This window comes from Bacillus sp. FSL M7-0558, from assembly GCF_038003245.1.
GTDB lineage: Bacteria > Bacillota > Bacilli > Bacillales > Bacillaceae > Bacillus > Bacillus pumilus.
The window spans coordinates 3,298,196-3,325,020 of the sequence record NZ_JBBOOU010000001.1; the positions used below are offsets into that span (position 1 = coordinate 3,298,196).

At 40.5% G+C, this 26,825-nt stretch carries 30 protein-coding genes; 14 read left to right on the forward strand and 16 right to left on the reverse strand.

Annotated features, from left to right (window positions below; all coding sequences use genetic code 11):
* Window positions 1-26: 26 nt before the first annotated feature.
* A complete protein-coding gene (locus MHB79_RS16755; protein ID WP_340990284.1) occupies window positions 27-1,415 on the reverse strand; it encodes an MFS transporter in 1,389 nt (462 codons plus the stop codon).
* 168 nt (window positions 1,416-1,583) lie between these two features.
* Between MHB79_RS16755 and MHB79_RS16760 the strand changes: the two genes are divergently transcribed.
* The 5 genes from MHB79_RS16760 (at window position 1,584) to MHB79_RS16780 (ending at window position 5,708) form a co-directional block, all read left to right on the forward strand.
* On the forward strand, window positions 1,584-2,471 hold the full coding sequence (locus MHB79_RS16760) for a transporter substrate-binding domain-containing protein (protein WP_340990286.1): 888 nt from the start codon (window positions 1,584-1,586) through the stop codon (window positions 2,469-2,471).
* Window positions 2,472-2,511: 40 nt separating this feature from the next.
* Window positions 2,512-3,189 carry an amino acid ABC transporter permease gene (locus MHB79_RS16765; RefSeq protein ID WP_078061638.1) on the forward strand — a complete coding sequence of 226 codons (678 nt, stop codon included), beginning with the start codon at window positions 2,512-2,514 and terminating at the stop codon, window positions 3,187-3,189.
* Between the two features lie 10 nt (window positions 3,190-3,199).
* The gene (locus tag MHB79_RS16770) at window positions 3,200-3,940 is read left to right on the forward strand and encodes an amino acid ABC transporter ATP-binding protein (protein ID WP_050944422.1); all 741 of its coding nucleotides are present in this window, start codon (window positions 3,200-3,202) and stop codon (window positions 3,938-3,940) included.
* 193 nt (window positions 3,941-4,133) lie between these two features.
* Window positions 4,134-5,342: an ammonium transporter gene (locus MHB79_RS16775; RefSeq protein ID WP_003215412.1), complete on the forward strand. Its 1,209-nt coding sequence runs from the start codon at window positions 4,134-4,136 to the stop codon at window positions 5,340-5,342.
* 18 nt (window positions 5,343-5,360) lie between these two features.
* Window positions 5,361-5,708 carry a P-II family nitrogen regulator gene (locus MHB79_RS16780; RefSeq protein WP_003214763.1) on the forward strand — a complete coding sequence of 116 codons (348 nt, stop codon included), beginning with the start codon at window positions 5,361-5,363 and terminating at the stop codon, window positions 5,706-5,708.
* Between the two features lie 79 nt (window positions 5,709-5,787).
* Here the strand turns inward: MHB79_RS16780 and MHB79_RS16785 are convergent, their stop codons facing one another.
* Window positions 5,788-6,684: a peptidoglycan DD-metalloendopeptidase family protein gene (locus MHB79_RS16785; RefSeq protein WP_340990288.1), complete on the reverse strand. Its 897-nt coding sequence runs from the start codon at window positions 6,682-6,684 to the stop codon at window positions 5,788-5,790.
* Between the two features lie 116 nt (window positions 6,685-6,800).
* Here MHB79_RS16785 and MHB79_RS16790 point away from each other — a divergent pair, with 116 nt between their 5' ends.
* Window positions 6,801-7,310, forward strand: coding sequence for a GNAT family N-acetyltransferase (locus MHB79_RS16790; protein WP_034620260.1), 510 nt, complete (start codon window positions 6,801-6,803; stop codon window positions 7,308-7,310).
* A 234-nt stretch (window positions 7,311-7,544) separates the two neighbouring features.
* Here the strand turns inward: MHB79_RS16790 and MHB79_RS16795 are convergent, their stop codons facing one another.
* Genes MHB79_RS16795 through MHB79_RS16805 form a run of 3 tightly spaced genes read right to left on the reverse strand, consistent with a single transcriptional unit; the run spans window position 7,545 to window position 10,430 of the window.
* Window positions 7,545-8,075, reverse strand: coding sequence for a TlpA family protein disulfide reductase (locus MHB79_RS16795; RefSeq protein ID WP_106029548.1), 531 nt, complete (start codon window positions 8,073-8,075; stop codon window positions 7,545-7,547).
* Window positions 8,072-8,629 carry a MauE/DoxX family redox-associated membrane protein gene (locus MHB79_RS16800; protein WP_335355947.1) on the reverse strand — a complete coding sequence of 186 codons (558 nt, stop codon included), beginning with the start codon at window positions 8,627-8,629 and terminating at the stop codon, window positions 8,072-8,074. The genes MHB79_RS16795 and MHB79_RS16800 overlap by 4 nt, the downstream gene beginning before the upstream one ends.
* A 1-nt stretch (window position 8,630) precedes the next feature.
* On the reverse strand, window positions 8,631-10,430 hold the full coding sequence (locus MHB79_RS16805) for an ABC transporter ATP-binding protein (RefSeq protein WP_106032123.1): 1,800 nt from the start codon (window positions 10,428-10,430) through the stop codon (window positions 8,631-8,633).
* A 98-nt stretch (window positions 10,431-10,528) separates the two neighbouring features.
* Here MHB79_RS16805 and MHB79_RS16810 point away from each other — a divergent pair, with 98 nt between their 5' ends.
* On the forward strand, window positions 10,529-11,038 hold the full coding sequence (locus MHB79_RS16810) for a hypothetical protein (RefSeq protein ID WP_340990292.1): 510 nt from the start codon (window positions 10,529-10,531) through the stop codon (window positions 11,036-11,038).
* A gap of 45 nt (window positions 11,039-11,083) precedes the next feature.
* Here the strand turns inward: MHB79_RS16810 and MHB79_RS16815 are convergent, their stop codons facing one another.
* Window positions 11,084-11,488 (reverse strand): hypothetical protein, encoded by a 405-nt coding sequence (locus MHB79_RS16815; RefSeq protein ID WP_340990294.1) that lies wholly within the window; start codon window positions 11,486-11,488, stop codon window positions 11,084-11,086.
* A gap of 33 nt (window positions 11,489-11,521) precedes the next feature.
* Window positions 11,522-11,716, reverse strand: coding sequence for a hypothetical protein (locus tag MHB79_RS16820; protein WP_003215165.1), 195 nt, complete (start codon window positions 11,714-11,716; stop codon window positions 11,522-11,524).
* A 298-nt stretch (window positions 11,717-12,014) separates the two neighbouring features.
* On the opposite strand from MHB79_RS16820, the gene MHB79_RS16825 reads away from it, so the two are divergent.
* From MHB79_RS16825 to rpsN, 4 genes are all read left to right on the forward strand, one after another.
* Window positions 12,015-12,437 carry a DUF5362 family protein gene (locus MHB79_RS16825; protein WP_340990296.1) on the forward strand — a complete coding sequence of 141 codons (423 nt, stop codon included), beginning with the start codon at window positions 12,015-12,017 and terminating at the stop codon, window positions 12,435-12,437.
* 144 nt (window positions 12,438-12,581) lie between these two features.
* Window positions 12,582-12,731: a 50S ribosomal protein L33 gene (gene rpmG, locus MHB79_RS16830; RefSeq protein WP_003214771.1), complete on the forward strand. Its 150-nt coding sequence runs from the start codon at window positions 12,582-12,584 to the stop codon at window positions 12,729-12,731.
* 81 nt (window positions 12,732-12,812) lie between these two features.
* A complete protein-coding gene (locus MHB79_RS16835; RefSeq protein WP_310025639.1) occupies window positions 12,813-14,009 on the forward strand; it encodes a GTP-binding protein in 1,197 nt (398 codons plus the stop codon).
* A gap of 16 nt (window positions 14,010-14,025) precedes the next feature.
* A complete protein-coding gene (gene rpsN / locus MHB79_RS16840; RefSeq protein WP_003215208.1) occupies window positions 14,026-14,295 on the forward strand; it encodes a 30S ribosomal protein S14 in 270 nt (89 codons plus the stop codon).
* A 253-nt stretch (window positions 14,296-14,548) separates the two neighbouring features.
* On the opposite strand, the gene moaA is transcribed toward rpsN, so the two are convergent.
* Window positions 14,549-15,556, reverse strand: a complete 1,008-nt coding sequence (moaA, locus tag MHB79_RS16845) for a GTP 3',8-cyclase MoaA (RefSeq protein WP_050944432.1) — start codon at window positions 15,554-15,556, stop codon at window positions 14,549-14,551.
* Between the two features lie 10 nt (window positions 15,557-15,566).
* Window positions 15,567-16,355, reverse strand: a complete 789-nt coding sequence (gene fdhD / locus MHB79_RS16850) for a formate dehydrogenase accessory sulfurtransferase FdhD (protein WP_050944433.1) — start codon at window positions 16,353-16,355, stop codon at window positions 15,567-15,569.
* A gap of 136 nt (window positions 16,356-16,491) precedes the next feature.
* Here fdhD and MHB79_RS16855 point away from each other — a divergent pair, with 136 nt between their 5' ends.
* Together MHB79_RS16855 and MHB79_RS16860 are read left to right on the forward strand one after the other, a co-directional pair.
* Window positions 16,492-17,757: an L-lactate MFS transporter gene (locus MHB79_RS16855; RefSeq protein WP_340990298.1), complete on the forward strand. Its 1,266-nt coding sequence runs from the start codon at window positions 16,492-16,494 to the stop codon at window positions 17,755-17,757.
* A gap of 82 nt (window positions 17,758-17,839) precedes the next feature.
* Complete coding sequence (locus MHB79_RS16860) at window positions 17,840-20,188, forward strand: FdhF/YdeP family oxidoreductase (RefSeq protein ID WP_340990300.1); 2,349 nt, start codon at window positions 17,840-17,842, stop codon at window positions 20,186-20,188.
* A gap of 52 nt (window positions 20,189-20,240) precedes the next feature.
* On the opposite strand, the gene MHB79_RS16865 is transcribed toward MHB79_RS16860, so the two are convergent.
* The 6 genes from MHB79_RS16865 to MHB79_RS16890 form a co-directional block, all read right to left on the reverse strand.
* Window positions 20,241-20,918, reverse strand: a complete 678-nt coding sequence (locus MHB79_RS16865) for a VWA domain-containing protein (RefSeq protein WP_340990302.1) — start codon at window positions 20,916-20,918, stop codon at window positions 20,241-20,243.
* A gap of 82 nt (window positions 20,919-21,000) precedes the next feature.
* The gene (locus MHB79_RS16870; RefSeq protein ID WP_080984771.1) at window positions 21,001-21,699 is read right to left on the reverse strand and encodes a VWA domain-containing protein; all 699 of its coding nucleotides are present in this window, start codon (window positions 21,697-21,699) and stop codon (window positions 21,001-21,003) included.
* Between the two features lie 326 nt (window positions 21,700-22,025).
* Entirely contained in the window at window positions 22,026-23,051 is a 1,026-nt protein-coding gene (gene spoIID / locus MHB79_RS16875) for a stage II sporulation protein D (protein ID WP_212045628.1), read from the reverse strand.
* A gap of 256 nt (window positions 23,052-23,307) precedes the next feature.
* Window positions 23,308-24,615, reverse strand: a complete 1,308-nt coding sequence (gene murA / locus MHB79_RS16880) for a UDP-N-acetylglucosamine 1-carboxyvinyltransferase (RefSeq protein ID WP_003214862.1) — start codon at window positions 24,613-24,615, stop codon at window positions 23,308-23,310.
* Window positions 24,616-24,647: 32 nt separating this feature from the next.
* Complete coding sequence (locus tag MHB79_RS16885; RefSeq protein WP_340990304.1) at window positions 24,648-25,382, reverse strand: YwmB family TATA-box binding protein; 735 nt, start codon at window positions 25,380-25,382, stop codon at window positions 24,648-24,650.
* Between the two features lie 128 nt (window positions 25,383-25,510).
* Window positions 25,511-25,741 (reverse strand): DUF1146 family protein, encoded by a 231-nt coding sequence (locus MHB79_RS16890; RefSeq protein WP_003214947.1) that lies wholly within the window; start codon window positions 25,739-25,741, stop codon window positions 25,511-25,513.
* Window positions 25,742-25,911: 170 nt separating this feature from the next.
* On the opposite strand from MHB79_RS16890, the gene MHB79_RS16895 reads away from it, so the two are divergent.
* A complete protein-coding gene (locus MHB79_RS16895) occupies window positions 25,912-26,385 on the forward strand; it encodes a hypothetical protein (RefSeq protein WP_050944706.1) in 474 nt (157 codons plus the stop codon).
* 42 nt (window positions 26,386-26,427) lie between these two features.
* Here MHB79_RS16895 and MHB79_RS16900 read toward each other — a convergent pair whose 3' ends face one another.
* The gene (locus MHB79_RS16900; RefSeq protein ID WP_050944437.1) at window positions 26,428-26,823 is read right to left on the reverse strand and encodes a F0F1 ATP synthase subunit epsilon; all 396 of its coding nucleotides are present in this window, start codon (window positions 26,821-26,823) and stop codon (window positions 26,428-26,430) included.
* Window positions 26,824-26,825: the final 2 nt, after the last annotated feature.

Consider the following 26,825-nt stretch of genomic DNA (forward strand, 5'->3'; position numbering starts at 1 on the left):
TAACGTGATGAAGAATCTTCTTCCACTTATCGCGCCGCTTTTTTTATTGTCTGCCCTCCTCTGACCTTGTTCGAAAAATAAAGACTGACACCGATGCCGATAAGGGAAATCATGATCAGCGTCCAGCCTAACTGCTCAAAATGAGGCCCAGCAATTTCATCTCCAAACAGCATACCGAGAACAGCAGATGACAGAATGGAACCAAGATAGCGGCATGTTTGAAAAAGCCCAGAGGACGTGCCAATCATATGCTGAGGGCTTGCCTTGAGCATCGCAGCTTGCAGCGCAACATTTCCAATCCCGTAACTAAGTCCAAGCAGCGCTAGAACAAGCCCTTTTCCCCATAATGGTGCCGGAATAAAAAAGAAGGTCATCGCAGACGCCCCAGCCAGCATCAATACCGCACTGGCTAATACCGGATGGCGTTCATCCCCGAGGTCCACCCACTTACCCGTCAGCGGAGAGACAATGATGCTCACCCCAGACATGCAAAGCATAAAAAGACCCGTCATTTCCACACGCCAGCCTAATTCATCTTGGAAATAGCTCGGCAAACCAAAGAAAAGACAATAGAAAAAGATATTTAAAATGATAAATTGCACATACACGAGTGAAAGTCGCTGCTCCTGTCTGAACATCCGAATTTGAATAAACGGTTCATCCACCTGATACTCCCACCAAATAAAAGCGCCTGCACTCAAGAGACAAAGAATCCCCTGTACATATTGAATGCCATGACCTAGTGATAATAAAAACGAAAGCAGAAGGACAATACAAACTGTAAAAAGCAGCATCCCTGGCAGATCGAGCTTCCGTACCGTTTCACCTATACGCAGCTTTCTCTTTTTCTGCTCCTTTGGAAACAAAGATAGTCCAAGAAAAAAGCTGATTAAAATAAAAGGCAGATTCACTAAAAAGATAGCCGGCCAGCCGCCGATTGTCATTAAAAAGCCGCCAAGTGTCGGTCCAAGCGCCGTCATCGCTGAAGCAAAAATGGACAATACCGCTAACGCCGATGCCTGCTTGTCTTGAATATGATCCCGAATGAGTCCGACACCAGAAGGATAAATGGCACTGCTCCCAATTGCCTGCAATAGCCGGATCACAATCAGCACCGCAAACGTCGGGGCAAACGGCGCACAGATGGCTGAGACCGCGACAAGACCCAGTCCGAATAAAAATAATGTTCTCCGGCTCATCACATGATCCCCAATCCGGCCGCTCACCGGCTGCGTCACCGCACTAGCTAAATAAAAAGACGAAATAAGCCAAGATACAGTCGTAAATGACAAACCAAATTCATGCTGGATTTGATGCAAGGCCAAAGAAATCATTGAGGAATTTAACGGATTTAACATTGTCCCAAAGGCAATCGCAGTTAAAAAGACTTTTCGGTTGTCCCTCCACTTCTTCATACACCGACCCCCTCTTTGTGTTCTGACATGTTTCCTTCCGTTATTATGAGATTCATTTCCCTTTTTTACCCTGATCAATTCAAGTTCTCTCTTGGAAAAGCAAGACATACATTTTAAAAAGGGCGAGTGTTGGAAAAACACATATAAAATTGAGAATATGAGGAACAAATGGTAAGATGCTACACATATTTAAAAGCCTACTTTCTCCTTATATGGAGAAAGGCTGAAAAGGAGGAGAAGCTTATTATTAAGAAAAGACGGTTTTGGGTCCCAGCCCTTTTCTCGGTTGCAGTATTACTTCTGTCTTCGTGTGGTGCAAATGAAACAAATGGGAACGGAGATAAACGTAATTCTACAGCGAAAGGGTCGCCAATTTTGGAGGATGGAAAATTTATATTTGCAGCATCAGGTGAATTTCACCCGTTCAGTTACATGGATGGAAATCAGATGTCAGGCTTTGATATCGATGTAGGCAATGCGATTAGTGACAAACTAGGCCTCGAGCCTATACAGAAGAAATATAAATTCGCAGGCATCGTTGAAGGTGTGAAATCAGGAAAATTTGATGCGGCAGTTGCAAGTCATACCATCAATGAGGAACGAAAAAAACACGTCCTTCTTTCTAAGCCCTACTACTACTCTGGTCCGCAAATTTTCACAAGACCTGGAGCAGACATTCAACATGCTGATGATTTAAAAGGCAAAGAAATTGCTGTATCAAAAGGCTCGTCCTACGCTGATATTGCAAAGGAACATAGCGGGCAGGAACTAAAATATTACGACAGTGATGTCGTCGCTTTAGAAGCACTAGCCAACGGAAAACACGATGCAGTCGTGACGGATTTTGCGACAGGTGCAGAAGCCATGAAGAAAAAATTAAAGATCGAAGCGCAGGAAAGACTCGGACAAAGTGAGCAGGCAATTGCTGTATCTAAAGAAAATGAACAGCTCATAAAAGAGATCAACGATGCGATTGACGCATTAAAAAAGGATGGAACATTAAAACAAATTAGCGAGAAATACTTTGATGAAGACATCACAGTCAAACAAAATTAAAACCACGATTGTGCGCCTTTTTTAGGCGCACTTTCTTCAAATGGAGATGATTGTTTTGCCTACCCTATCACATTTTTTTCAGACGCTGATTGATTCAAGAGGTATTTTTTTAGAAGGAATGCTGCTCACCTTACAGCTCACTGTGATCAGCATCTTCATCGGCATGTTCATCGGGCTTTTCTTTGCTTTATTGAAAATATCACGCGTGGCTGTCTTCGGTTATATCGCCAACGCCTATATCTTCCTTGTACGCGGCACACCACTGATTGTTCAAATTTTCATCCTATATTTTGGACTGACAGAATTAAATATCCCCGACTTCTGGGCCGCTTCCATTGCGCTCGCCTTTCATAATGGAGCGTATATAGCAGAAATATTCAGAGGTGCCATCCAATCAATCGATCAAGGGCAAAAAGAGGCTGGACGCTCTCTTGGCATGGGGCGTTTTCTAACAATGAGACGTATTATTCTCCCGCAAGCGATGCGGCGTGCCCTCCCCCCTCTTGGCAACCAGTTCATTATTGGCTTAAAAGATTCATCACTCGCCGCCTTTATTAGCGTCAATGAACTATTTAACGTCGCCACCACCCAAGGCTCAAACAGCTTTGACAATATGACCTATTTACTTGTTGTAGCCGTCTATTACTTAGTTCTTGTCCTGCTGTTAACATTCGCTGTCCAAACCTTTGAGAAGAAACTATCAGTCAGTGACCATTAGGAGGAGAAACATGACAGAATCAAAGGAACTCATTCGTGTTGAAAAACTCAATAAACACTTCGGAGAACTGCATGTTTTAAAGGATATCGACCTCACTGTTTATGAAAATGATGTGGTCGTCTTAATTGGAGCCAGTGGCTCTGGAAAAAGCACCTTGCTCCGCTGTATGAACTTTTTAGAAATCAAAAATGATGGAGAAATCGTCATTGATGGCAGCCCTGTTCACCCAAAACGCGATCAATTAAACGAGATGCGGCAAAAAATAGGCATGGTGTTTCAGCATTTTAACCTCTTTCCGCATAAAACTGTGCTTGAAAACATCATCGAAGCGCCTGTTATGGTGAAAAAAACAAAAAAGGCTCAAGCTGTATCAGAAGCCAATGTCCTGTTAGAAAAGGTCGGACTTGCGGATAAAGCCAACGTATATCCTTCTAAGCTATCAGGCGGTCAAAAGCAGCGTGTGGCTATTGCAAGAGCTCTCGCCATGAAACCAGATGTCATGTTATTTGACGAACCTACGTCTGCCCTCGATCCAGAGCTTGTAGGCGAGGTACTACAAACAATGAAAAGTCTCGCAAAAGAAGGCATGACGATGGTCATCGTCACACATGAAATGGGCTTTGCGAAAGAAGTCGCCGATCGTGTCGTCTATATGCACGAAGGCCGTATCGTCGAAGAAGGCACGCCATCAAAATTGTTCGATTCCCCTCAAGAGGAACGAACCAAGCTGTTTCTCAGCTCCATTTTATAGGTCAAACGCCCTTTATTTTTCGTGCTCAATGCACGTTTTTTCTCATATTTCACGAACTTTTCATCCATTTATATTGAATATAACCAAAAACCATGTAAGATTACCTTACATGAATATGTCATATATGACTTTTCTCTCTATAATGAAGAATTAAGAAATCAATTAATTCTGAATGATTCAGGGGGAATGCAGCATGCAAATGGGTGATACAGTATTTATGTTCTTCTGCGCACTACTCGTGTGGTTAATGACACCGGGTTTAGCCTTATTCTACGGAGGACTCGTGAGAAGTAAAAACGTCTTAAGTACAACCATGCACAGCTTAACTTCACTAGCGATCGTCTCTATCGTATGGATCATGTTTGGCTATTCCTTGGCTTTTGCGCCAGGCAATGCATGGATTGGAGGCTTAGACTGGATTGGATTAAAAGGCGTTGGCTTTGAACCCGGTCCCTACAGTGAGACCATCCCACATTCATTGTTCATGATGTTCCAAATGACCTTTGCCGTCTTAACAACAGCCATCATCTCAGGTGCCTTTGCTGAACGAATTCGCTACTCAGCGGTCGTTGTGTTTACACTCCTTTGGGTCACATTTGTATACGCGCCAGTCGCACACTGGGTATGGGGCGGCGGTTGGATTGGCGAAATGGGTGCGCTCGACTTCGCTGGAGGAAACGTGGTTCACATTTCATCAGGTGTTGCAGGTCTAGTCGTAGCGATTGTGCTCGGGAAGCGTAAAGAAGCAGCAAGCTCTTCTCCTCACAATTTGATTTATACTCTTCTTGGCGGAGCTGTCATTTGGTTTGGATGGTTTGGCTTTAACGTTGGAAGTGCCCTTACCTTAGACAGTGTCGCAATGTATGCCTTTATTAACACCAATACAGCTGCTGCTGCGGGAATCATCGGCTGGCTGTTAGTCGAGTGGATGATCAACAAAAAACCGACCATGCTCGGCGCGATTTCTGGAGCCATCGCAGGTCTTGTGGCAATTACACCTGCCGCCGGTTTTGTCACACCTTTTGCTTCTATCATCATCGGAATTATTGGCGGGATTGTGTGTTTCTGGGGAGTCTTCTCACTCAAAGCCAAATTTGGCTATGATGATGCACTAGATGCATTCGGTCTTCACGGAATTGGCGGGACTTGGGGAGGAATTGCAACCGGGCTTTTCGCAACAACCTCTGTCAATGACGGTGGAGCCAATGGATTATTCTACGGAGATCCCAGCTTACTTTGGAAGCAAGTCGTCGCTATTGTGGCCACTTATGCCTTTGTAGCTGTTGTGACATACGTAATCATCAAAGTGGTCAATCTCTTCTTTAAGATTCGCGCAACCGAAGAAGAAGAATCAGTGGGTCTTGATTTAACCATGCATGGGGAAAAAGCTTATCAAGATTAAAGAAAAAGGGGTGTCTCTATGAGCAAAATGTATAAAGTGGAGATTGTCACACGTCCAGCCAATTTTGAAACATTAAAGGTGGAGCTTGGAAAGATTGGCGTCACTTCCATTACCTTTTCGAATGTACACGGCTGCGGTTTACAAAAGGGACATACAGAGCTATACCGTGGCGTCAAAAAGGAAAGTAATGTGTACGAACGATTAAAGATTGAAATCGTCCTAAGCGAAGTACCTGTCGAACAGGTCGTTGAAACAGCTCAAAAGGTACTTCGTACAGGCGAACCAGGGGATGGGAAAATTTTTATATATGAGATAGAAAATACAATCAACATTCGGACAGGTGAAGAAGGACCTGCCGCTCTTTAAACCATCCTCCGCCGAGTGCGGGGGATTTTTTAAAGACAGAAAAAACCTCTGCATGATTCATATACAGAGGTTTCAAGACTTAAGATTGTTTTGTTTCTTCAGATTGACTGCTGTCTTTAGAGGAATCAGAAGACTTTTCTTGATCAGAGGATTTGCCCTTCTCATCAGACTTTTCTTCAGATTTTTCTCCAGCAGGCTTTTTGGCCTTATCTTCAGCAGCAGGTTCCTTCGTTTTTTCATCAGCTTTTGGCTGAGCAGGTTCTTTTGCTTCTTCCGTCACTTCTTGCGCGGCCTTTTCAATAGTTGAAACAGGCTTGTCAATGAAGCTAAGTGGATTAAGCGCTAAACCTTCCATACGAATTTCAAAATGCACATGGTTGCCGCTTTCAGCACCATAAAGATTTTTACCAGAAGCACCGATGACATCATTCTGCTTCACTTCATCGCCTTCTTTAACACTCACTTGTGACAACGATTGATAAACAGTCGATAATCCATCTTCATGTTCAATTTCAACGACATGACCGAGAACTGGATCTTTTTTCGCTTGAACCACTGTTCCACTAAGAGCAGCTGTGACATCAAACACTTTGCCATCTTTATCTGCAAGATCAATACCTTTGCTCAAGGTATAGGTGTTATTATAGTTTACAAGTGCTGCTTCTTTTTCTTTTTGATCAGCATCTGCTTCATAGAACTTTTTCACGACAGAAACATTATCAGAATTCTGGACTGGCATGGCAACATTTTCAATTGGCTTTCCAACTTCAACGGCATCATCACGCTGTTCTTGCCCTGTTTGATTTCCATCAGATAGTTGGTCTTTCACATCTTTTGATACAGCTTGATACCAAAGAACGGCTGTTAACACGACCGCTGCGCTGACCAAGTAAATTGCAGGGAATACCCAGCGCTTACGGAAAAATTGCTGAACTTTTGTGATTTTGGAAGTACGTTTCTTTTCTTCCTCTCTCATTTTTCATCACCTCAGCAACATTCTGAACACTTTTCAAAAAATATATACACACGAAATCATTTTTCTTTTTATTTTGCGCAATCGCATCAATAATATGTATGATGAATGAAAAAAAGATGGGGGACTTTAATGTGAAAACTTTCAACCGTATAGCAACAGAAGATGACCTCAAAGCAATCGTTGATATTTACAATTCGACTATTGCTTCAAGAGAAGTAACCGCCGATACAGAACCAGTTTCAGTTGAAGACCGCCGGCAATGGTTTTTGAATCATTCAGAGAAAAGACCTCTCTATGTGAAAACAGATGAGGATGGACATATTTACGGCTGGCTCAGCTTTGAAACGTTTTATGGAAGACCTGCATACAACGGGACCGTTGAAATGAGTATTTACTTAAACCAAGACGATCGAGGGAAAGGCTTAGGGTCACTTTTTTTACAAGAGGCCATTGAGTTGGCACCTTCACTAGGCATTCGAACATTACTCGCCTTTATTTTCGGGCACAACGAAGCCAGCATTCGATTATTTAAAAAGCACGGCTTTGAAACATGGGGTCACCTGCCACGCATCGCAGAAATGGACGGCAGCAGGTACGATTTAGACATTCTAGGAAAAGAATTATAAAATGAGCGTCTCTCCAACAAAGAGACGCTTCAGATTGTTGACAAAGGGCTAAAATGATCTTGATTTTAGCCCTTTGTCTTCTTTTCAGCGTGATAGAAAACCTTTGCAGTCAAGGAAGGACGAGTACTGGAGCGGAGCGAATTTGACATTCGTGAGCACCAGCACGCAGGACTGACAACGAATGCGAGGGTTTGTCTACATGCTGGAGCGTCTCTCCAACAAAGAGACGCTTTTTTATGATGCGTGTAACAGCTGTTCAAACTGTTTCGCATTTTGAACAGATTTTCTTTGGAGGATGATGCCATGTTCATCTATCAGAATCGCTTGCGGAACAACAGTTACCCCATACAGCTCCATGATTTGCGAAGAGCGCATATACACAGCTTGATCAGGCAGCAATTGAAGGAGCAATGCATCATCTCCTTGTTCATCTCCATTGATGAACATGAATTGAGTATCATCGCTAGAAATGTGCTGACGCATATCAGACAAAATGCTTTTGCATGTCATACAAGTGGTATTTACAAATAACAGCATCACGGCTCTTCCGTTTTGTAAATACTCCTTTAAAATGACCTTATCTCCTAAATGTGTATAGCTTCGAAATAACGGCGCACCATCACCAACATCCGCTTCCTTTAATTCAATCCCATCAAGGGATTTAATTTTACTCATAAATTTTCCGATAAAGCGGGCAAGCAAAAACACGACCGCCAGCTGAGCTATGACAATGAATAACACAATAATTAGTAGAATATCAGTCATTTCACTTGGTCTCCTTCTATAAACGATTCAAATTGATACATCCATTTTCTTTTGAACATCATGATTGTTTTCCCAACCGCTATAATCAGACAGACAGCCACTGCAATCAAAAAACAAATAATATGAAGTGGCCACGGAATTGTTTCTACATAGGGATGGACATAAAACAACCCAATCACAAGAGCCAGCATCGACACATTACGAATCACAATTCCCCAGTGAAGATGGTCATTTTCAAGCAAACCTCCACAGCCGCATGAAATGTTACGATGTCCTCTCAATAAATTGAAGGTGACCGCTCCAGTATAGATACATAAAAGTGCTGTAAGACCAATCGCAGGTACAAAAGACATGTTCCACACGAACAATAAACCCGTACAAGCCAATTCAACAGTCAAAAACAAATAAAACATGGGCGCCGTGAGCGCAGGAGGCAGCAGGCGATAAGCATTCATCTGCTGAATATGCGCCGTTTGTTTTCTCACTTTATCAAGCCATGCACCTGCAAAGATGATTCCTAATAAATAGACACCTATAAAATAAAAGACACTCACCTTACGCCATCTCCTTTTGTTGAAATAGTTGGGATTGTGCCTCGTAAAGCCTTTTGTACTCTCCATCTAGCGCCATTAGCTCTTCATGGTTCCCCTCTTCAACGAAAGCACCATCTTTCATCACGATAATCCGGTCTGCTAAGCGGGCCGCTCCCATACGGTGTGTGATAAACAAGACCCCTTGATCCTGCGTATGATCGAATAGCTTTCGAATGAGTGAAATCTCCGATAGCGGATCGAGAGCAGAAGTCGGTTCATCTAAAATGATAAAATCACTTTCTCTAAAAAAGGTTCTCGCCATCGCAAGCTTTTGCCATTGTCCGCCAGACAGTTCATGACCTTCTTCAAAAAACCGGCCAAGCTGCGCATCGTATGTTTCTTCCATTTGATGAATTCTTTTCTCTATGCCGGCTTGCCGTGCAGCTGAGATCATGCGCTCTTTATCATCTATTTCGTCAATACGGCCAAATCCAATGTTTTCTTTCACAGTGAATTCGTACTTCATAAAATCTTGAAAAAGGACGGCCATTCTCGCATGATATGATTTTTTATAAATGGTCGAAATCGATTCACCATTGACCTTTTGCATATTCGGCTTATCTGGATCATATAAACCAGTCAAGCATTTAATCAAGGTCGTCTTACCTGATCCGTTATCCCCCACCAATGCAATGCGTTCACCTTTATCGATATGAAAATGTATATGTTCAATAGCAGGCGTTTTCATATTCGGATAGGTAAAAGAGAGATTTTCTAGCGTAATGGACTGAATACATTCAATCCTCCGAAGCGATGCCGCTTCCTCTGTCTGCTCATCAATTTCTTCTTCTCTCTTTTGAAAAGCTCTCATTTCATCAATATAGAGACTCGTTTCATATAAACTAGAACATTCCCTCGTCAAATCCTGAAAACCACTTTGAATATTTTGCACAGCTTGGAGCACAGCGACAAACGTACCCGCAGCTAATTTCTTTTGAAAGATAAGAAAGACAATAAAAAGACCGCAGCACACATAGGCAAATGTCATAAGCAATCCACCTGCCATCTCCCAGCGAACCTGACGTTTTAGTAATTTATATTTTTCATCTGCACTTTTTACATAATGGCCTTTCCATTTTTGAAGAAGGTAATTTCCTATTCCATATAAACGGATTTCCTTCAATGAATCTCGCTGCGCAACAAGATCAGACACATACATTTCTCTTCGATCATTTGCCGTTAACATGCGGTTTAATTGATACCGTGCGCCTCCAAAGAAAAGCTCAATCCACAAGACAGGCAGAGTACATAAGATCAGAATGACCGCCAAGCCCCAATGGATACCAATCATATAAATGAGAAGTGATACAACAGTAATCAATGCGCTCATGATTGTAAAAATACTTCTAACCATACTCAGAACATGCTGATGACTGTTCATCACACGTTGACTTTCATTATAAAAAGACGGGTGTTCAAATGTAATATATGGAAGCTTAATCGCTTTTTGAAGCAATTCACCCTTCAAATGCAAACCAATCAGATTTGTCGCTTTCTGCTGACTAAGCTGAAGAATGAATTGAAGCCCATATCCTAAAATCACAATGACCATTTGCAACCCAAATAACCTTAAGACCTTTTGAATATCTCCTGAAGAAGTCATGAATAAAATAATTTCATTAATCAATGTTTGAATAATCCAGACACTAGCCAAAGGCATAAAGCCAACGATCACTTGGATGAATAGAGTTAACAGAAGATATGATCGACTTCTTTTCCAAGTATAGGAGATTGCATATAAACAATGGTTCACTGTACTCATCAAACGCTCCACCTTACACCATTTAGTATAATTGACATATTTTTGATATTTATATTATGATAGCTCTGCGTAACTTCATTCTGAGAGGACGATATACGATGACTTCAATCTTACTTTTACAGCTAACTCTTATTCTTTGTAGCCTTTTATTGACGATCGGAATCATTATCTATTTAAAACACCAGATGGAATTAATCATCTTACCGATCCAGCATGTTGGACAAAAATTTATTCACCCGCTACTCGAAAAACCATCACCTATTCAAATAAATGATCTACTGCAAACCAATCACAAGCAGCAGCTGCTTGTATTCACTGACACAGCATGTCCGCATTGCATCCCATCACTGGAACAATTCCTAGAAACGAAAAAGCAGCGTCAATTAGACATTTCTTTTAGTATTTTGCTAAAGAATGGGAAAGAAGAGGATCAAGAATTATATCGTGATAACCAAACCAACATGCGAATTATCTCAGTGGACAAACAAATGATAGGCGCCTTTCATATTGAAGAGTTTCCATATTACATCATGGTAGAAGAAGATGAAACAATCTCATATGCAGCCCCTTTTCCGGATGGTCTTTATTCAAGGTTTTCTGCAAAATAAACATAAATGAGGCATGTGAAGATAACAAACACACGCCTCATTTTTTTATTGGTTTGGATCTGCCTGAACATCCTGATCCTTTTCCCTTGCGGCGATTTCACTCGCTTCACTTGAAGCTGTGGCTTGTTCCTCAGCTTGTTCAAACTCACTGCGAGCCTCATTTGAAATATCTACTTGGTCACCATGCTGATTCACAGTAACGGACGAAGAAGACGATTCTTTTTGAACCTCTTTCTCTAGTTCCTTTAATTTAGACACATGAAGCTCTAAATCTTTTCCTTGCTGAACTAGAGTCAGTTGTTGAAATAATGCCTTTCTCTCTTCTGGAGAATGGTCGCCTTGAACAATTTTCGCTGCTTGGTTTAAAAAAGAATTGGATGTTTGACTCGCTTGACGACTGTTTGACTTCTGCATAGCATTTGTTAAGAATGAAATTGAAGATATGCTCATGCGTTCACATCCTATTAAATAAAATCCTTGAATTTAGCAGCCACATCTAATGCGTTCTTGGCTAGTACAAATCTCACCTGTATCACGATCCACGTAGTAACGGAAAGTTCCAACACCTTGAAGGAAACAAGTTGGCGCTGATTTGCATGAAGTGACTAATTTTTGCAAAATACATCTTGAAGCTGCAGGTTGAACATTGGTCATTTTGTTTAAGAAACGATCTAACATATGAATTCCACCTTCCAATTTTTATGGTAATACAACACAATAATAACCAATTACAAGACAACTAACAACATATTTTGATAATTTTACTAATTATTTTTAACTACTAATCTTATTTATGACATAAATTGTCGTTAAAATTCATAGTAAATGTTACTTTTTTCTTATTCGAAGATAATTTATTTATCCATAAATAGTAAAGTGAAGATAGAAATTTTTAAAATTGTTCTACATTCACTCTTCCTAAAGTACTACCTGCTCAAGTATGATAAAGAGTGAATACATAAAGGAGTGAACACCATTGCAACAAACTGAGAAAATCATTCAATCTCTTCATTCGATCACAAAGTGGGGAAAAGTTGGTAGTATATTTCTCTATATTTCAGGTGGCTTAGCTATTCTTATTGGTTTTTGGCTTGTTCTTCCTGCTGCCCTTGGCGTCTTCCTCATTATGATGGGAATCCATGTACAAAAATCTGTAAACGCAGCGGAACAATTAATTCAAGCTCCTGATACTTCTTATGAAGAGTTATTAGAACAATATGCTAAGATGATGAAAATGCAGACACTATTTTCCATATCAAGTATTGTCGCAGCCATTCTATCATTCATCGCCATTATCCTGATGCTGGTATTAGGCGGTCTAGCATTTCTTCAAGAAATTCCTAGTGACATTCAGCACTACGAAGGTGAATACGAAGAAGAGCTTGGTGACTTTTATTAATGGAGAGAGGGTATCAATGAACATTTGATACCCCTTTTGTTTGATATTTGGCATCGTTTTACCCTTCTAAGCTTGACATTCTATCTTGATCATTTTAAAATACAAATCGTAACCATTACGAATTAAAGGAGGTTCCTATTACCGATGCGTGTAAAAATTACCTTAGCCTGTACTGAAACTGGTGACAGAAACTATATCACAACAAAGAATAAAAGAACGAATCCGGACCGACTGGAGTTAAAAAAATATTCCCCTCGGTTAAAGAAATATACCCTTCATAGAGAAACAAAATAATTTTTTAGGTTTCAAATCGCAATCATTACTTTTTAAGAGAGGCGGAAATGAACATGAGCATTGGCAAAGGGACAGAAGGAAATGAATAAGCGAATACCCGTTACAGTATTAAGTGGTTTTTTAGGAGCTGGAAAAACAACGATATTAAATCATGTACTACAAAATCGTAAAGGGTTAAAAGTAGCTGTTATTGTTAATGACATGAGCGAAATTAATATTGATGCAGAACTAATCAAACAAGGCGGTGAGCTCTCTCGATCAGATGAGAAGCTAGTTGAATTATCTAATGGTTGTATTTGCTGCACATTAAGAGAAGATTTGTTAATCGAAGTAGAGCGCCTATGTAAGACTGGTCATATTGATTATATTGTCATTGAGTCAACAGGTATTAGTGAACCTATTCCAGTCGCGCAAACTTTCTCTTATATTGATGAAGAAATGGGGATAGATTTGACGCGCTTTTGCCGGCTAGACACGATGGTCACTGTTGTAGATGCGAACCGTTTCTGGACCGACTTCCAGTCAGGAGAAAGTCTATTAGACCGTAAACAAGCCGTTTCCGATGATGACGAACGAGAAATTTCCGATTTACTGATTGATCAAATTGAATTTTGCGATGTGTTGATTATCAATAAGTGTGATCTAGTATCAAACTCAGAATTAGACCGACTTGAGCACGTGCTGACCACACTTCAACCAGAAGCATCTATCATCAGAACCTCAAAAGGGCAAGTAAAGCCAAGTGACATTTTAAATACTGGTTTATTCGATTTTGAAAAGTCCAGTGCTTCTGCTGGCTGGATTAAAGAAATCAACGCTGGGCATTCTCAGCATACGCCAGAAACAGAAGAATACCAAATCTCATCCTTTGTTTATGAAAGAAGACTTCCCTTCCATACTGGCAGGTTAAATAATTGGTTAGATCAGATGCCAGAGCAAATAGTTCGCGCTAAAGGATTTACATGGCTTGCCACACATCATGATTTAACCATTTTAATTTCACAGGCTGGAAAATCTGTTGCGATTGAACCAATTGCCTACTGGATTGCTGCCTTGCCTGAGCAAGAAAAAGCACAGATATTAAAGCAAGAACCAGAGCTTCTTGATGAGTGGGACGCAGAATTTGGTGACAGGCATACAAAACTTGTGTTTATTGGCGTAGATTTACCTAAAGCAGATATCATTCGCACACTTGATCAATGCTTACTCACACCTGAGGAATTTGATCAAGAATGGACTACGTTTGAAGACCCCTTTAAATGGAAAATCCAACATTAAGCCAGGAGGGTTTTAAGTGGCAAAGAAATCTAAAATTGCTAAAGAAAAAAAGCGGCAGCAGCTTGTATTGAAATATGCAGAATTAAGAAAAGAGTTGAAAGAAAAAGGTGAATATGAAGCTTTAAGAAAATTACCTAGAGACTCTTCCCCTACTCGCTTAAAAAACCGCTGTGAGTTAACCGGTCGTCCTAGAGGTTACTTACGAAAATTTAAAATGTCTAGAATTGCTTTTCGTGAGCTTGCCTATAAGGGCCAAATTCCAGGAGTGAAAAAATCGAGCTGGTAAAGATTGAGTTGATCTTATCACAGCTCCCATAAAAGTAAAGCAGTAAAAAATGTTGAAAAATCTATTTTCTAAGCATATCTCAACCTTTTTGAGCCACAAAATAACATTTTAAAAACCAGCAGAGTTTCTGCTGGTTTTTGATCATGACAGGACTCTAAGATGAATAGACCTATTTCTATAAAAGGATTTTCAACAATGATTATGACATTTTCTCTACTTTTCAAAAAATCATGATCATGATACTTTGTTGTCACTACCCACCGATGTATGACATTTCAACTTTTTTCTGATCTTTCTTCTGCTCTCTCTCAGCTGAATATTGATCATCTCTATTCGACCATAGTTCCTTCAATATGTTCTTTATATCTTCATTATCTTTTGTTGAGCGAATCACCCGCTTCAGATCAAAACCCGATGATGCAAAAAGACATGTAAACAATTCACCGCGAGCAGAAAGTCTCGCTCTATTACATGTTCCACAAAAGGCATCTGAAACAGAAGAAATAATGCCTATCTCTCCTGAACCATCTTGGTAATAGAATCGGTTGGCTACTTCACCTGGATATTGAGGAGGTTCTGGTTTGATGGGAAATGTTGAATCAATTAGACCAATAATCTCTTTCTTTGTCATGACATGCTCTAGATTCCATTTGTTCGTATTTCCGACATCCATAAACTCGATAAATCTGAGAACATGTCCTTCTTTTTTAAAGTAAGCTGCCATTGGTAAGACATCCTGATCATTCACACCTTTTTGAACAACCATATTGATCTTAATAGCAAGTCCAGCTTTTTTTGCAGCCTCAATCCCATCAAACACTTTTTGGATAGAAATATTCCTTCCGTTCATTTGCTTAAAACGGTCAGGGTTTAATGAATCCAAACTAATGGTGACTCTTTGAAGACCTGCTTTCTTTAACTTTTCAGCATATACAGGTAAAAGCGTTCCATTGGTTGTCATAGCAATATCTTCGATTCCTGGAATTTTCGAGAGCTTTTCTATTAAGATAGGCAAATCTTTTCGCATTAAGGGTTCACCACCCGTGATGCGTATTTTCACCACACCTAGGTCCTTTGCAAAAAGGGTAGCAAGCTGTTCAATTTCTTCGAAACTAAGCAGTTCTTCTTTATTCAAAAAAGGATAATCTGGTCCAAAAATTTCAGCAGGCATACAGTACGTACATCTAAAGTTACAGCGATCTGTTACTGAGATTCTTAAATCGCGCAATGGTCGATGTCTCTTATCCAATATACTGTCCATACTTTGCCTCCTATTCTGTTATACGCTGATGGTGAGTGTATATATTAAAAGATTCTCCTCTGACAAATCCAACTGTCGTGATATTTAATTCTTCTGCCATATTAAGCGCCAGCTCAGTTGGTGCTGATTTTGAGATGACGATCGACACTCCTAGTTTTGCTGCCTTCAATAGAACTTCTGACGATATCCGGCCGCTAAACACAAGGATTTTATCTCTAAGCGGAATTCGATGAAGTAAACAGTATCCATAGATTTTATCTAAAGCATTATGTCTTCCTATATCAGTTCTAGTGATGAATAGTTTTTCTGTGTCACACAGTCCAGCATTATGCACACCACCAGTATGTTGAAACAATTGACTTTCTTCTTGTAAACATTTCATTAGGCGTATACAAGTATCAGCAGAAATGTTGATTCGATCAATGGCTGTTTTTGCTGTTTTCACATCTTGGAGAAAATAAAAATGTCTCCCTTTCCCGCAGCAAGAACCAATCACCCGCTTTGTAAAATCTGATGACTGAAATCGGCTTGAGTGAACTAAATCAACATAGGCAAAGCCCATACTTTCATCTATTGTAAACCTTTTAATCTCATTTTCAAATCGAATGACTCCTTCTGAAGCTAAAAAACCGATCACCAATTCTTTCAAATGATCTGGTGAACAAACAAGTGTTACAAATTCCTCTCCATTCACGATCACAGTTAAAGGAAATTCTTCTACAACTTCATCTGTTTTGCAAGTAAATTGACCTTCACGGTATTGGTGTATAACTCGTTTCTTTTTAACAGAAGGATTCATTGTATGATCTTCCTTTCAGCACAAATTTAGTTATATGAACCAATCGAATTGTGATATTATTTTAAAAAGTCATAAAAATGTAACATATTTCTATCTTATCAAACTTTTTGATTGCTTTATATGGGGGGGGAACAAAATGAATAAATCGAAAAATCGCTGGCTCATCGCAACAAGTGCTGTAGGAATTCATTTATCTATTGGGTCTGTTTATGCTTGGAGTGTTTTTACGAATCCTTTACATCAGGCCTTTCAGTGGTCATTGACAGAAATAAGCCTGACCTTCAGTATTGCTATTTTATTTTTAGGATTATCTGCTGCTTTCATGGGGCATTTCGTTGAAAGATATGGCCCAAGGGCATCAGGGCTCTTCTCAGCAATTTTCTTCGGTATCGGGATGACAGGGTCAGGATTCGCTGTACACATGTCCTCACTCCCTCTCCTCTATTTATTTTATGGTGTACTCGCTGGGATAGGATTAGGGGTAGGCTACATTGCACCTGTATCAACTTTAGTGAAATGGTTTCCGGACCGAAGAGGACTTGCAACCGGCTTAGCTATTATGGGTTTTGGATTTGCGTCTCTTATTTGCAGCCCAATTATCCAATATCTCATTGAAAAAGTAGATATCGCAAATACCTTTTACATTCTTGGAATTTCCTATTTTATGATCATGGTGATTTCATCTCTTTATTTATCACCACCAACACCTGATGACGTCAAACAATTTGATGTGTTAAAAACAAATCAAAGAAAAATCCCTCAGGATTTATCACAGCTTACAGCAAATGAAGCGATCAAAACACGACGTTTTTATTATTTGTGGCTCATGCTCTTTATTAATATCACATGCGGAATTGCCATTATTTCAGTAGCATCGCCTCTTGCTCAAGAAAGTGTTGGATTCACTGCTGGTGCTGCAGCTACCCTTGTTGGCATTTTAGGTGCTTTTAATGGTTTAGGACGGATTGGCTGGGCTTCCTTCTCAGATTATATCGGAAGGCCGAATACGTATACAATCTTCTTTAGTATCCAGCTCATTGCCTTTCCTTTACTTCCCTACTTAAAAGAACCGCTCGTCTTTTCAATCGTGATGGCGATCATTTATACGTGCTATGGAGGAGGGTTTGCCTCAATTCCAACCTATATTGGGGATTTATTTGGCACGAAACAACTTGGTGCCATACACGGTTATATTTTGACAGCCTGGGCAGCTGCTGGTTTAGCAGGACCTTTATTTTCATCCTTTATCCGGGATATAACAGGTAACTACACGCAGAGTCTGATGGTGTTCTCTGGCTTATTTTTCATCGCTTTTATCATATCTCTTCTCATACGGAAGGATATTCAGCAGCTTAGAGAAACAAACCTTACTGCTGCTGCTTCTGTCTCACCCCGACCTTAATTTGAATTTGACAGAATCACAATCTAAAGGTAATTTTTAGATATGAAAACGCTTTATAAAGTAATAGGAGGGTGATGATATCATGGGGAAAACAAAACATAAGGGGCCTATTAAGCTTAATAAAAAACCCTCACCAAAGCTATGGGCCTCTTTTGCGCCTATGGGACTTGGAAAAGTAAAGCCGAAACACATTCGAGATACGATGAAAGTGGCTTGGGAGAACAAGGATAATCTCCCCTATGCATATCGCATTTTAACGCAAGGCGTGTGTGACGGCTGTGCCCTTGGTGTTTCAGGGCTATATGACCAAACGCTCGCAGGACCTCATATATGCACCACAAGACTAAATGTACTTCGTCTTAATACAATGCCAGCTATTGATCCAAAATGGTTTGAAGACATTCAACAGCTCAAACAAATGGACAGCACTACTCTCCGCAAACTTGGCCGTATCCCTTATCCACTGATTCGAAAAAAAGGTGACAATGCCTTTACACGTATTTCCTGGGATGATGCATTAGATCAAATCGCAGCTAAAATCAAATCAATTGATAAACGGCAGCTCGCTTTCTATTTAACAGCTAGAGGAATTACAAATGAAGTCTACTATACCGCTGCGAAGGCAGCTCGCTTTATCGGGACAAATCATATTGATAATGCGTCTCGCATTTGTCATTCACCGAGCAAAACCGCTCTTAAGCGATCCCTTGGGATAGGAGCCTCCAGCTGTAATTACAACGATTGGATCGGAACAGATGTCTTAATTTTTTGGGGATCTGTCGCAGCAAACAATCAGCCCGTTTCCACTAAATATATGTATGCGGCGAAAAAGAAAGGAACCAAAATTATTGTCATCAATCCGTACAAAGAGCCTGCCATGGAAAAGTACTGGGTTCCCTCTATTCCAGAAAGTGCTTTATTCGGCACAAAAATCGCGGATGATTTCTATCAAGTCAATATAGGCGGCGATATTGCGTTTATGAATGGTGTCATCAAACATTGGTTTGACATGGAGCAGCACGCGCCCCATTCCGCTCTTGATCATGAATTTATTCAAGCCCATACTACCGGCATACAGGATTTACAGCAGCATGTCGCACAGTTGAAATGGGAAGACCTTGAAGCATCATCAGGCTTATCAAAAGAAAGAATGAAGGAATTTGCGATCCTTCTTGCCAATGCCAATTCAGGCGTTTTCATTTGGAGCATGGGTCTTACTCAGCACCGCTTTGCAACTGATAATATATCACAGGTTGCCAACCTTGCTATGTTACGTGGGTTTATTGGCAGGAAACATTGTGGTGTCATGCCAATTCGCGGGCATAGCGGTGTTCAAGGTTCTGGTGAAATGGGTGCTGACCCGTTTGTTTTGCCGGGCAGTGATTTTGATGAAGAGAATATTGAAAGAATCGAAAAGATTTGGGGGTTTGACATTCCGAAATGGCATGGTGACACCATTGGGCAATCATTTGAGAAAATGGCTCTCCCTAAAGAACATCCGCAAAAACTCAAAATGCTGTTTACGAGTGGCGGGAACTTTTTAGAAACGATGCCAAATCCAGATGCGATTGAAAAAGCTTTATCTGGGCTTGAACTTCGTGTCCATCAAGATATCATTTTGAATACCTCTACACTTGTAGAGGCAGAAGAGACGGTAATTATTCTCCCTGCTATGACAAGATATGAGCAACCAGGAGGCGGTACTTCCACTAGTACGGAACGCATGGTATATTTCAGTCCAGAAATTGAAGGACCTCGGATTGAGGAAGCCAGAGCAGAATGGGATATTTATATGGATCTTGCAAAAAGAGTACGTCCACAAGATGCTGAGCTGATTCATTTCGAAACGGCTGAAGACATTCGCCGTGAGATTGCGATCGCAAATCGAAACTATGATGGCATCCAGCATTTACGTCATAAAGGAGACGTTTTCCAATGGGGAGGTGCCTGGCTATGTGAAAACGGAGAGTGTCCAACACCGGATGGCAAAGGACATCTTCTTCCTGCCCAGCTGCCTCAATACCGAAAAACCGAGGGACATTTTAATATTACGACAAGAAGAGGAAAGCAATTCAACTCTATGATCTATAGTGAAAAGGATGCCTTTAATGGTGGGAAGCGTCATTCTATCTTGATGAATGAAGAAGATGCTAAAGAGCTTTATGTCAAAGAAGGTGATCCAGTTGTTTTGTTTAATCAGTATGGATCCTACCAAGGAGTCGCTCAATTTGGGGAGTTGAAACGTGGCAATATCGCTGTTTACTGGCCTGAAGGGAACGTTTTAATTCCAAAGGGTGTGTATGAGAGCTACTCACAGATTCCCGAATATAATACGGCGGCCATATTAGAAAAAGCCGAAACCTTTCATGCAAGAAAAGACCAGCACTACGTGGAGAAACGAATTGATGAATTAGAAACCACCTTGAATTGATCTTCAACTAAAAAACAGCTGGGGAAAACAATCCCCAGCTCCCATTCATATCCTACTGACTAAAAGTGCTCGCTGCATTTTGTAGAATGTAATTCAATTCTTCGGCATTTGCAGCCGGTTGATATTGTCCACCGCCTGCTTTTGCAACAGACTTTAGACTTTTGGCTTCTTTTTCATTCACGTCAAAGCCAATGATATTAACAATGGTGTCAATTCCGCCTTCATGTAATTCCTTTGCTGCTTGTGAAGGGCTTCCTCCACAAGTTTCTTTACCATCACTGACGACGTAGACAATATTTTTCCCTTCAGCCTGGTGATCTTCAAAATCTTGCTTCGTATCTGTTAATGCTTTTGCAAGTGGTGTCCATCCAGTTGGCTTATACACATTCAGCGCTTGCTGAAATGTTGTTGGCTCATATGATCCAAATCCATAAACGGCTTCAGAGCTTCCACAAGAAATTGCTTTTCCAGCATTTTTATTGGTTCCTTCATGACCAAACACACGAAGAAGGACTTGTGTATCATCTGATAAAATACTTGCGAAGCTTTGAATAGAACGTTTGGCGATATCGATTTTCTTTTCGCCTTCAACTGATTGCGCCATGCTGCCGCTTAGATCGAGTAATATCACCACATGAGCCGGCTCCTGTTTTTTTGTCACAGCATGAGCTGGTGAAGAAAGAAACAGGACAAGACTAGCCAAAATGGTTAATACGATATTGCGTTTCATTCATAAAAACCTCCCTTTTTACATTTGTACAGAAAAAGAGAAACGAAAGCATACATCAATCGTTTCCCTTTTGTTCAGCAAGTTATTCGTGTAGTTTTAATGATTCTGCTGACAGGATAGAACCCATTTCTTTACCAGTGCTTGCTTGGTAGTAATGGCCTTTACCAGCTTTGGCTACTTGCTTTAATTGACCTTCATAGCCATCATTAAAGTCTAATCCAATGACATTAACAACAGTCGAACCTTTTGAGTTATGCAATTCTTTTGCTACTTTTACTGGATCTCCTCCACAAGTTTCTTCGCCATCAGTGATGAGGTACACAATATGTTTTGTTCCATTATTAAGCTGCTCATCCGCTTGCTTTGCATGTTCAAGAGCACGAGCAATCGGTGTCCAGCCATTTGGTCCAAGTCCGTTTAAAGAGTTTTCAAAGCTTTCTTTTTCGTAAGGCTGTACGCCATAAACGCCTCTAATGACTTCACATGATTGAGCTTTACCTGAATTTTTGTTGTTTCCTTCAGAGCCAAACAAGCTCATACGAATTTTAGCGTCTTTTGGAAGTGACTGAGCAAATTTAAATACCTCTTGTTTTGCGAGGTCAAATTTGCGTTCTCCCTCTACTTTTCTTGCCATGCTTCCACTTGCATCAAGTAAGATGGTGACTCTTACATCTTTGTTATGTTTTTTGACTGTAGATGCTTTTGCAAATACAGGTGAAGAGATCGACATAGATAATGTCAATACAGCTAAGGTTACGAGTGTAAATACTTTTTTCAACATCATTTTTTCCTTCCTCCCTATGTATTAAATTGAAACATCTTAATCGTAAAATATTCTGTCTTGGAATGGTATAGGACTCGGTCCCTTTTTCTCTTTCATCAAAATCACTAAAAATCTGTCAGTTGTCTAGATACATTCACCCAACACATCATTTTTTCTCTTGTTTTCTCCTTCTTTCGAGGGGCTTTGTATCGGCCATCGGTTCTTGTCGGGACGTAAATGTTTAAGATTTCCTGAGGTGCGTCTTAAGTCGCAAATTGACACATTCTGTTCAAAACTCTTGGAACACACAAAAAAGATGCCCCTATTCTGGAGGCACCTTTGCTTTATTTTTTAGCCATATACGTGTTAAGAAAACGATCTGCTGATTCAATTTGAATTCCTTTATAATAATGTTTCACGATAGCATCTACTTTTTTGCCTGACTGTGCCATATAATGCGCACCGTACTGACTCATTCCAACACCATGGCCATACCCTTTTGTGGTAATGATAATTTGCTGGCCCTGTCGTTCCCATGTAAAGTCTGCTGAATGAAGTCCTAATGACTCTCGAATGTCTCTGCCTGTCAGTGTTTTACCGTTTATTACGGCTTTTGCTACTTGATTTCCTGGTGTCCGCTCTACTATCTGTCCTACCTGAGCCTGTTGAGTGAGCGTCACACCTAATTTTTGCTGAAATTCACTAACTGGGATGGTTTTCTTGTTTTGAAATTTCGGCGATTTTTCGTCCCATTTACTTGAGACACTTTTCAAATATGGGATTTCGTTTTTCCAATAAGCTTCAGCATTTTCTGTTTTCCCGTTACTTGTTGAAAAGAATGAGGCATCAATTGGTTTCTCGTCATAAGTAAGCACTTTTCCTTGTGTGCTGGCGACAGCTTCTGTGACTTTTTTTAACTTCCAATTGTACGCTTTTCCCCAAATTTTCTTGAGTTCCTGCTTGTTTTTATACACTTGGAACATTTGGGTATCATCTACAAGAGAGCCCTTTGGTGATTTGACGGTCTTATCGATGATCATTTGTCTGACGATATACGTTCTTGCGGCGAGTGCCTGTGCCTTGAGTGCTTCCATTTCAAAATCAGCTGGCATTTCAGATGCTACGACACCAATCACATACTCTTCTAAGGGGATGTTTTCTACCTGCTGATGAGCTGAACGATAGACGGGGATAGCGACGGGTGATTGCTTCAATTTGACTGTACCCTTCACTTCTTTTTTAACTGATGGCTCCGCTGATACATGCTGGCTTGCCTCCGGTTTCCCTTGAAACGTCGGCAACACAAGTAAAGTTGGAATCATTAAAATAACGATGCATATTCCTGCGATTGTCCATATCATTGGTTTCATATTTGGCTGCCCCCATTTGTCATTGAATCTCTTTTATCCTATGGGCGGGGACAAGCTAATATGACAGCTTCTTTCATTCAGTGGACAAGTCTTTTGATGAAGATAAGAGGCTCTTTATCAACTGATTTTACTGTTCGTCTTTATGAATAAAATTTAAGATGGTTGGATACACTAGTGATAAGCTTTTAAAATAAAGCATTCTATGATTCTAAAAAAAAATCAGCATGCCCCAATGGACACACTGATTTCTTTATGATTACGCGTTCAGATCTGATACAACTTGTTCTTGTGTCACATCTGCTGTTTCATCATTTACTCTTTCAATATCTGCACCGATTGCTGCAAGCTTCTGGTGGAAGTTCACATAACCACGATCGATATGCTTCAACTCAGTGACACGTGTATGACCTTCTGCTACTAATCCAGCAAGTACAAGTGCTGCTCCTGCTCTTAAATCAGTCGCTGACACTTCAGCACCTTGAAGTTGAACCGGCCCGTTGATAATGACAGAGCGACCCTCAATTTTAATATCACCATTCATACGGCGGAATTCTTCTGCATGCATAAAGCGGTTTTCAAATACCGTTTCTGTGATCATGCTTGTTCCGTTCGCACGAAGCAATAGCGCCATCATCTGAGATTGCATATCCGTTGGGAAACCAGGATGTGGCATTGTTTTTAGATCGATTGGCTTGAGCTCAGATGGTCCAATGACTCTTAAACCTTCTTCTTCTTCAATGATCTGAATACCCATTTCTTCCATTTTTGCTACAAGTGATGTCATGTGCTCCGGCACTGCGCCTTTCACAAGAACATTTCCTTCTGTAATGGCTGCTGCCACCATGAAAGTACCTGCTTCAATTCTGTCAGGGATGATGTTGTGTTTTGCACCGTGAAGTGTTTCCACACCTTCGATTTTGATTGTACCAGTACCAGCTCCGCGAACCTTACCACCCATGGCATTGATGTAGTTTGCCAAATCAACAATTTCAGGTTCTTTTGCTACGTTTTCTAAAATCGTTGTTCCTTCAGCTAATGCTGCTGCCATAATGATGTTTTCAGTTGCGCCAACACTTGGGAAATCCAAATAGATTTTCGCACCTTTTAAACGGCCTTGAACTTCAGCCTCGATGAAGCCATTTCCTACTTGAATTTTAGCTCCCATTGCTTCAAAGCCTTTTAAATGCTGGTCAATTGGTCTTGAACCAATCGCACAGCCTCCAGGTAATGCAACTCTTGCATGACCTGTTCTTGCTAAAAGTGGTCCCATGACGAGCACAGACGCTCGCATTTTACGGACATACTCAAACGGAGCCTCAGTTTCTAGTGCATGAGATGCATCCACTGATACTTCGTTATTTTCAAAATGTACTTCTGCTCCTAAATGACGTAACACTTCATTGATTGTATATACATCGGAGAGCGTAGGTACATCACAAATTACGCTTTTTTCTGTACTTGCTAACAAAGATGCAGCGATAACTGGTAAAACGGCATTTTTTGCTCCTTCTACTTTAACTGTGCCGTTTAACTTTTGACCGCCGCGGACGATGATTTTTTCCAAGGTCTTCCCCTCCGCGTCCCAAATTCTCTATATTAATATTCAGTCGTTACGATTGGTGTGCCAACCGTAATCGTATGATTTTCGTTCATTTCCGAACTTCTGATGGCAATTTGAACATTCATTTTATCATTTGAAGTCATAATGAACTGTTCCCACTTATCTGTGTAAGCGGAAAGCGACACAAAATTAGACTCAACGAGATACTCAACTGGTTTTGCTTGAAATTCATTTGCTAACATTTCAGCCTTTTTTTGCAAAACAACATCCATCATACCATTTACATGACCATCGAGACAAGTAAAAATTACAAATTTCTCTTGTAATATGCTTTTTGCATGACGTACGAACTGATCATATGTATGCTTCCAGGTATTCAGTGGGCGAGTACCTTTTTGCTCATATAATAAATACGACTTTTGATTGGATTTTGTGTCGGTCTTCACGAGTAAAATTTTCGATAATGTATCATTTTTTTCATCTTTGTAAATTCCTGTGACTTTGGTGACATGTTCTTCTTCTTTTTCGGTCCACTCATACTGTCGTAGTTCGTCTCTCAAACGTTTCACTTTTTTTGAAAATTGTTCGGATGAAATGTCTACATTTGTTTTGGCGTGAAGAGTCCATCCATCTACTTCAATTTGCTGGCTTTTCAAACCTTCTGCTATTTGGACGAGCGGAGAAGATTCTTCCGCACGAACACCTTGAATCATCAGAACAAAAAAAAGAATAAACGCAAATAATGGCCAACCTTTTACATACTTTCTCACTTGTCATTCCCCCTTGCTACAAGTGTTGCCGCAAGGAGGTCTATGCATACGTGGAAAAGTCATCAAAGGCCATACTTTTGACACTTCTTTTTACGTTCCCGCATAAGACAGTGACCAAACCTTTTATGTTAGAACATATAAGGTATTTGTTTGGAGAAATTTAAGTAATCAAGGAAGAAATTGCTGACTGCAGATGCAATAGCAATGGTAATGAGCATCATCAGCAATCTTGCCTGAATGATTTTCCCTTTTTTAATCAGTGGGTCAATATTAACGGCAAGCAATGCCCACCATGTAATCGCAATAAAAAACAGGTGGATCACAATACTAACAATTGCTTGTTGTCCTACGTCTTCCATACAGTTGAATCCTCCTTATATTTATTTCTGTAAAGGAAAACTCCCTTTCATTATATCCTCGAAAATCGGAAAGATGAATCATTTGGAAAAAAGAGCTACATTTAGAGTAAATCCCCTCTTATCCTGGTGCCAAGGAGATGATATACTGCGTGTGGAAGGAGCTGAACATATTGAAAGATTCTTTTCCTGACTTTGTTGATTTGTACGGAGAACTGGTTCCCTCATTTGATCATGAATGGGAGGCCATTGCTTTCTACTTTGATTATAGACAGACACAGCTAGAAGAATTAGCGCAATTGTGTCATTTTCATAACATTTCTTTGGATTATTCTGAGGAGAGCCTGTATCAGTTAGAAACACTTTACTTTGATGCATTTACCAAGCAGTTGTTTGCTGAGTGGAAAATGCCAATAGATGCATTAGAAGCGATGATGAGTGTATATATGGGAGAGGTTGTCCTCCGTCATCATTCTGATGCTGACTGGGTGGTACGTCCTTATATGGACTCTCCGCATCAATATACGCTGGGTTTGCGCCGGCACAATAAAACGTGGCATAGTACGCAGTTTTGCGAGCACTTATATTTTGAAAAACAGGATTCTCACCCGTATGTGTCAATGTACCAATCCCTCATGTCATGCTAAAAAAAATCCTTCTTATCATTGTGATAAGAAGGATTTTCTGTTTTATTTCCCTGCTACATTTAAACGGTTTAATGCCCGTTTTAATGCGAGTTCCGCCCGGCGTACATCACTTTCATTCGGGTGGTTCAAATGCTCTTCAGCACGCTGTTTCGCTGATTTCGCACGATCGACATCAACTTTTTCTGATGTTTCAGCGGCCTGAGCAAGAATGGTTACTTGTTCAGGGCGGACTTCAACAAATCCGCCACTGACTGCAACCAATTCAGTTGATCCACTATGTTTTAAGCGAACTGCACCGATTTTTAGCGGAGCAACCATTGGAACGTGGCCAGCTAAAATACCAAGCTCACCGCTTTCTGCTCTGACACTGACCATTTCCACATCCGCTTGATACACTGGGCCGTCGGGAGTAACGATATTGACTTGAACGGTCTTCATGC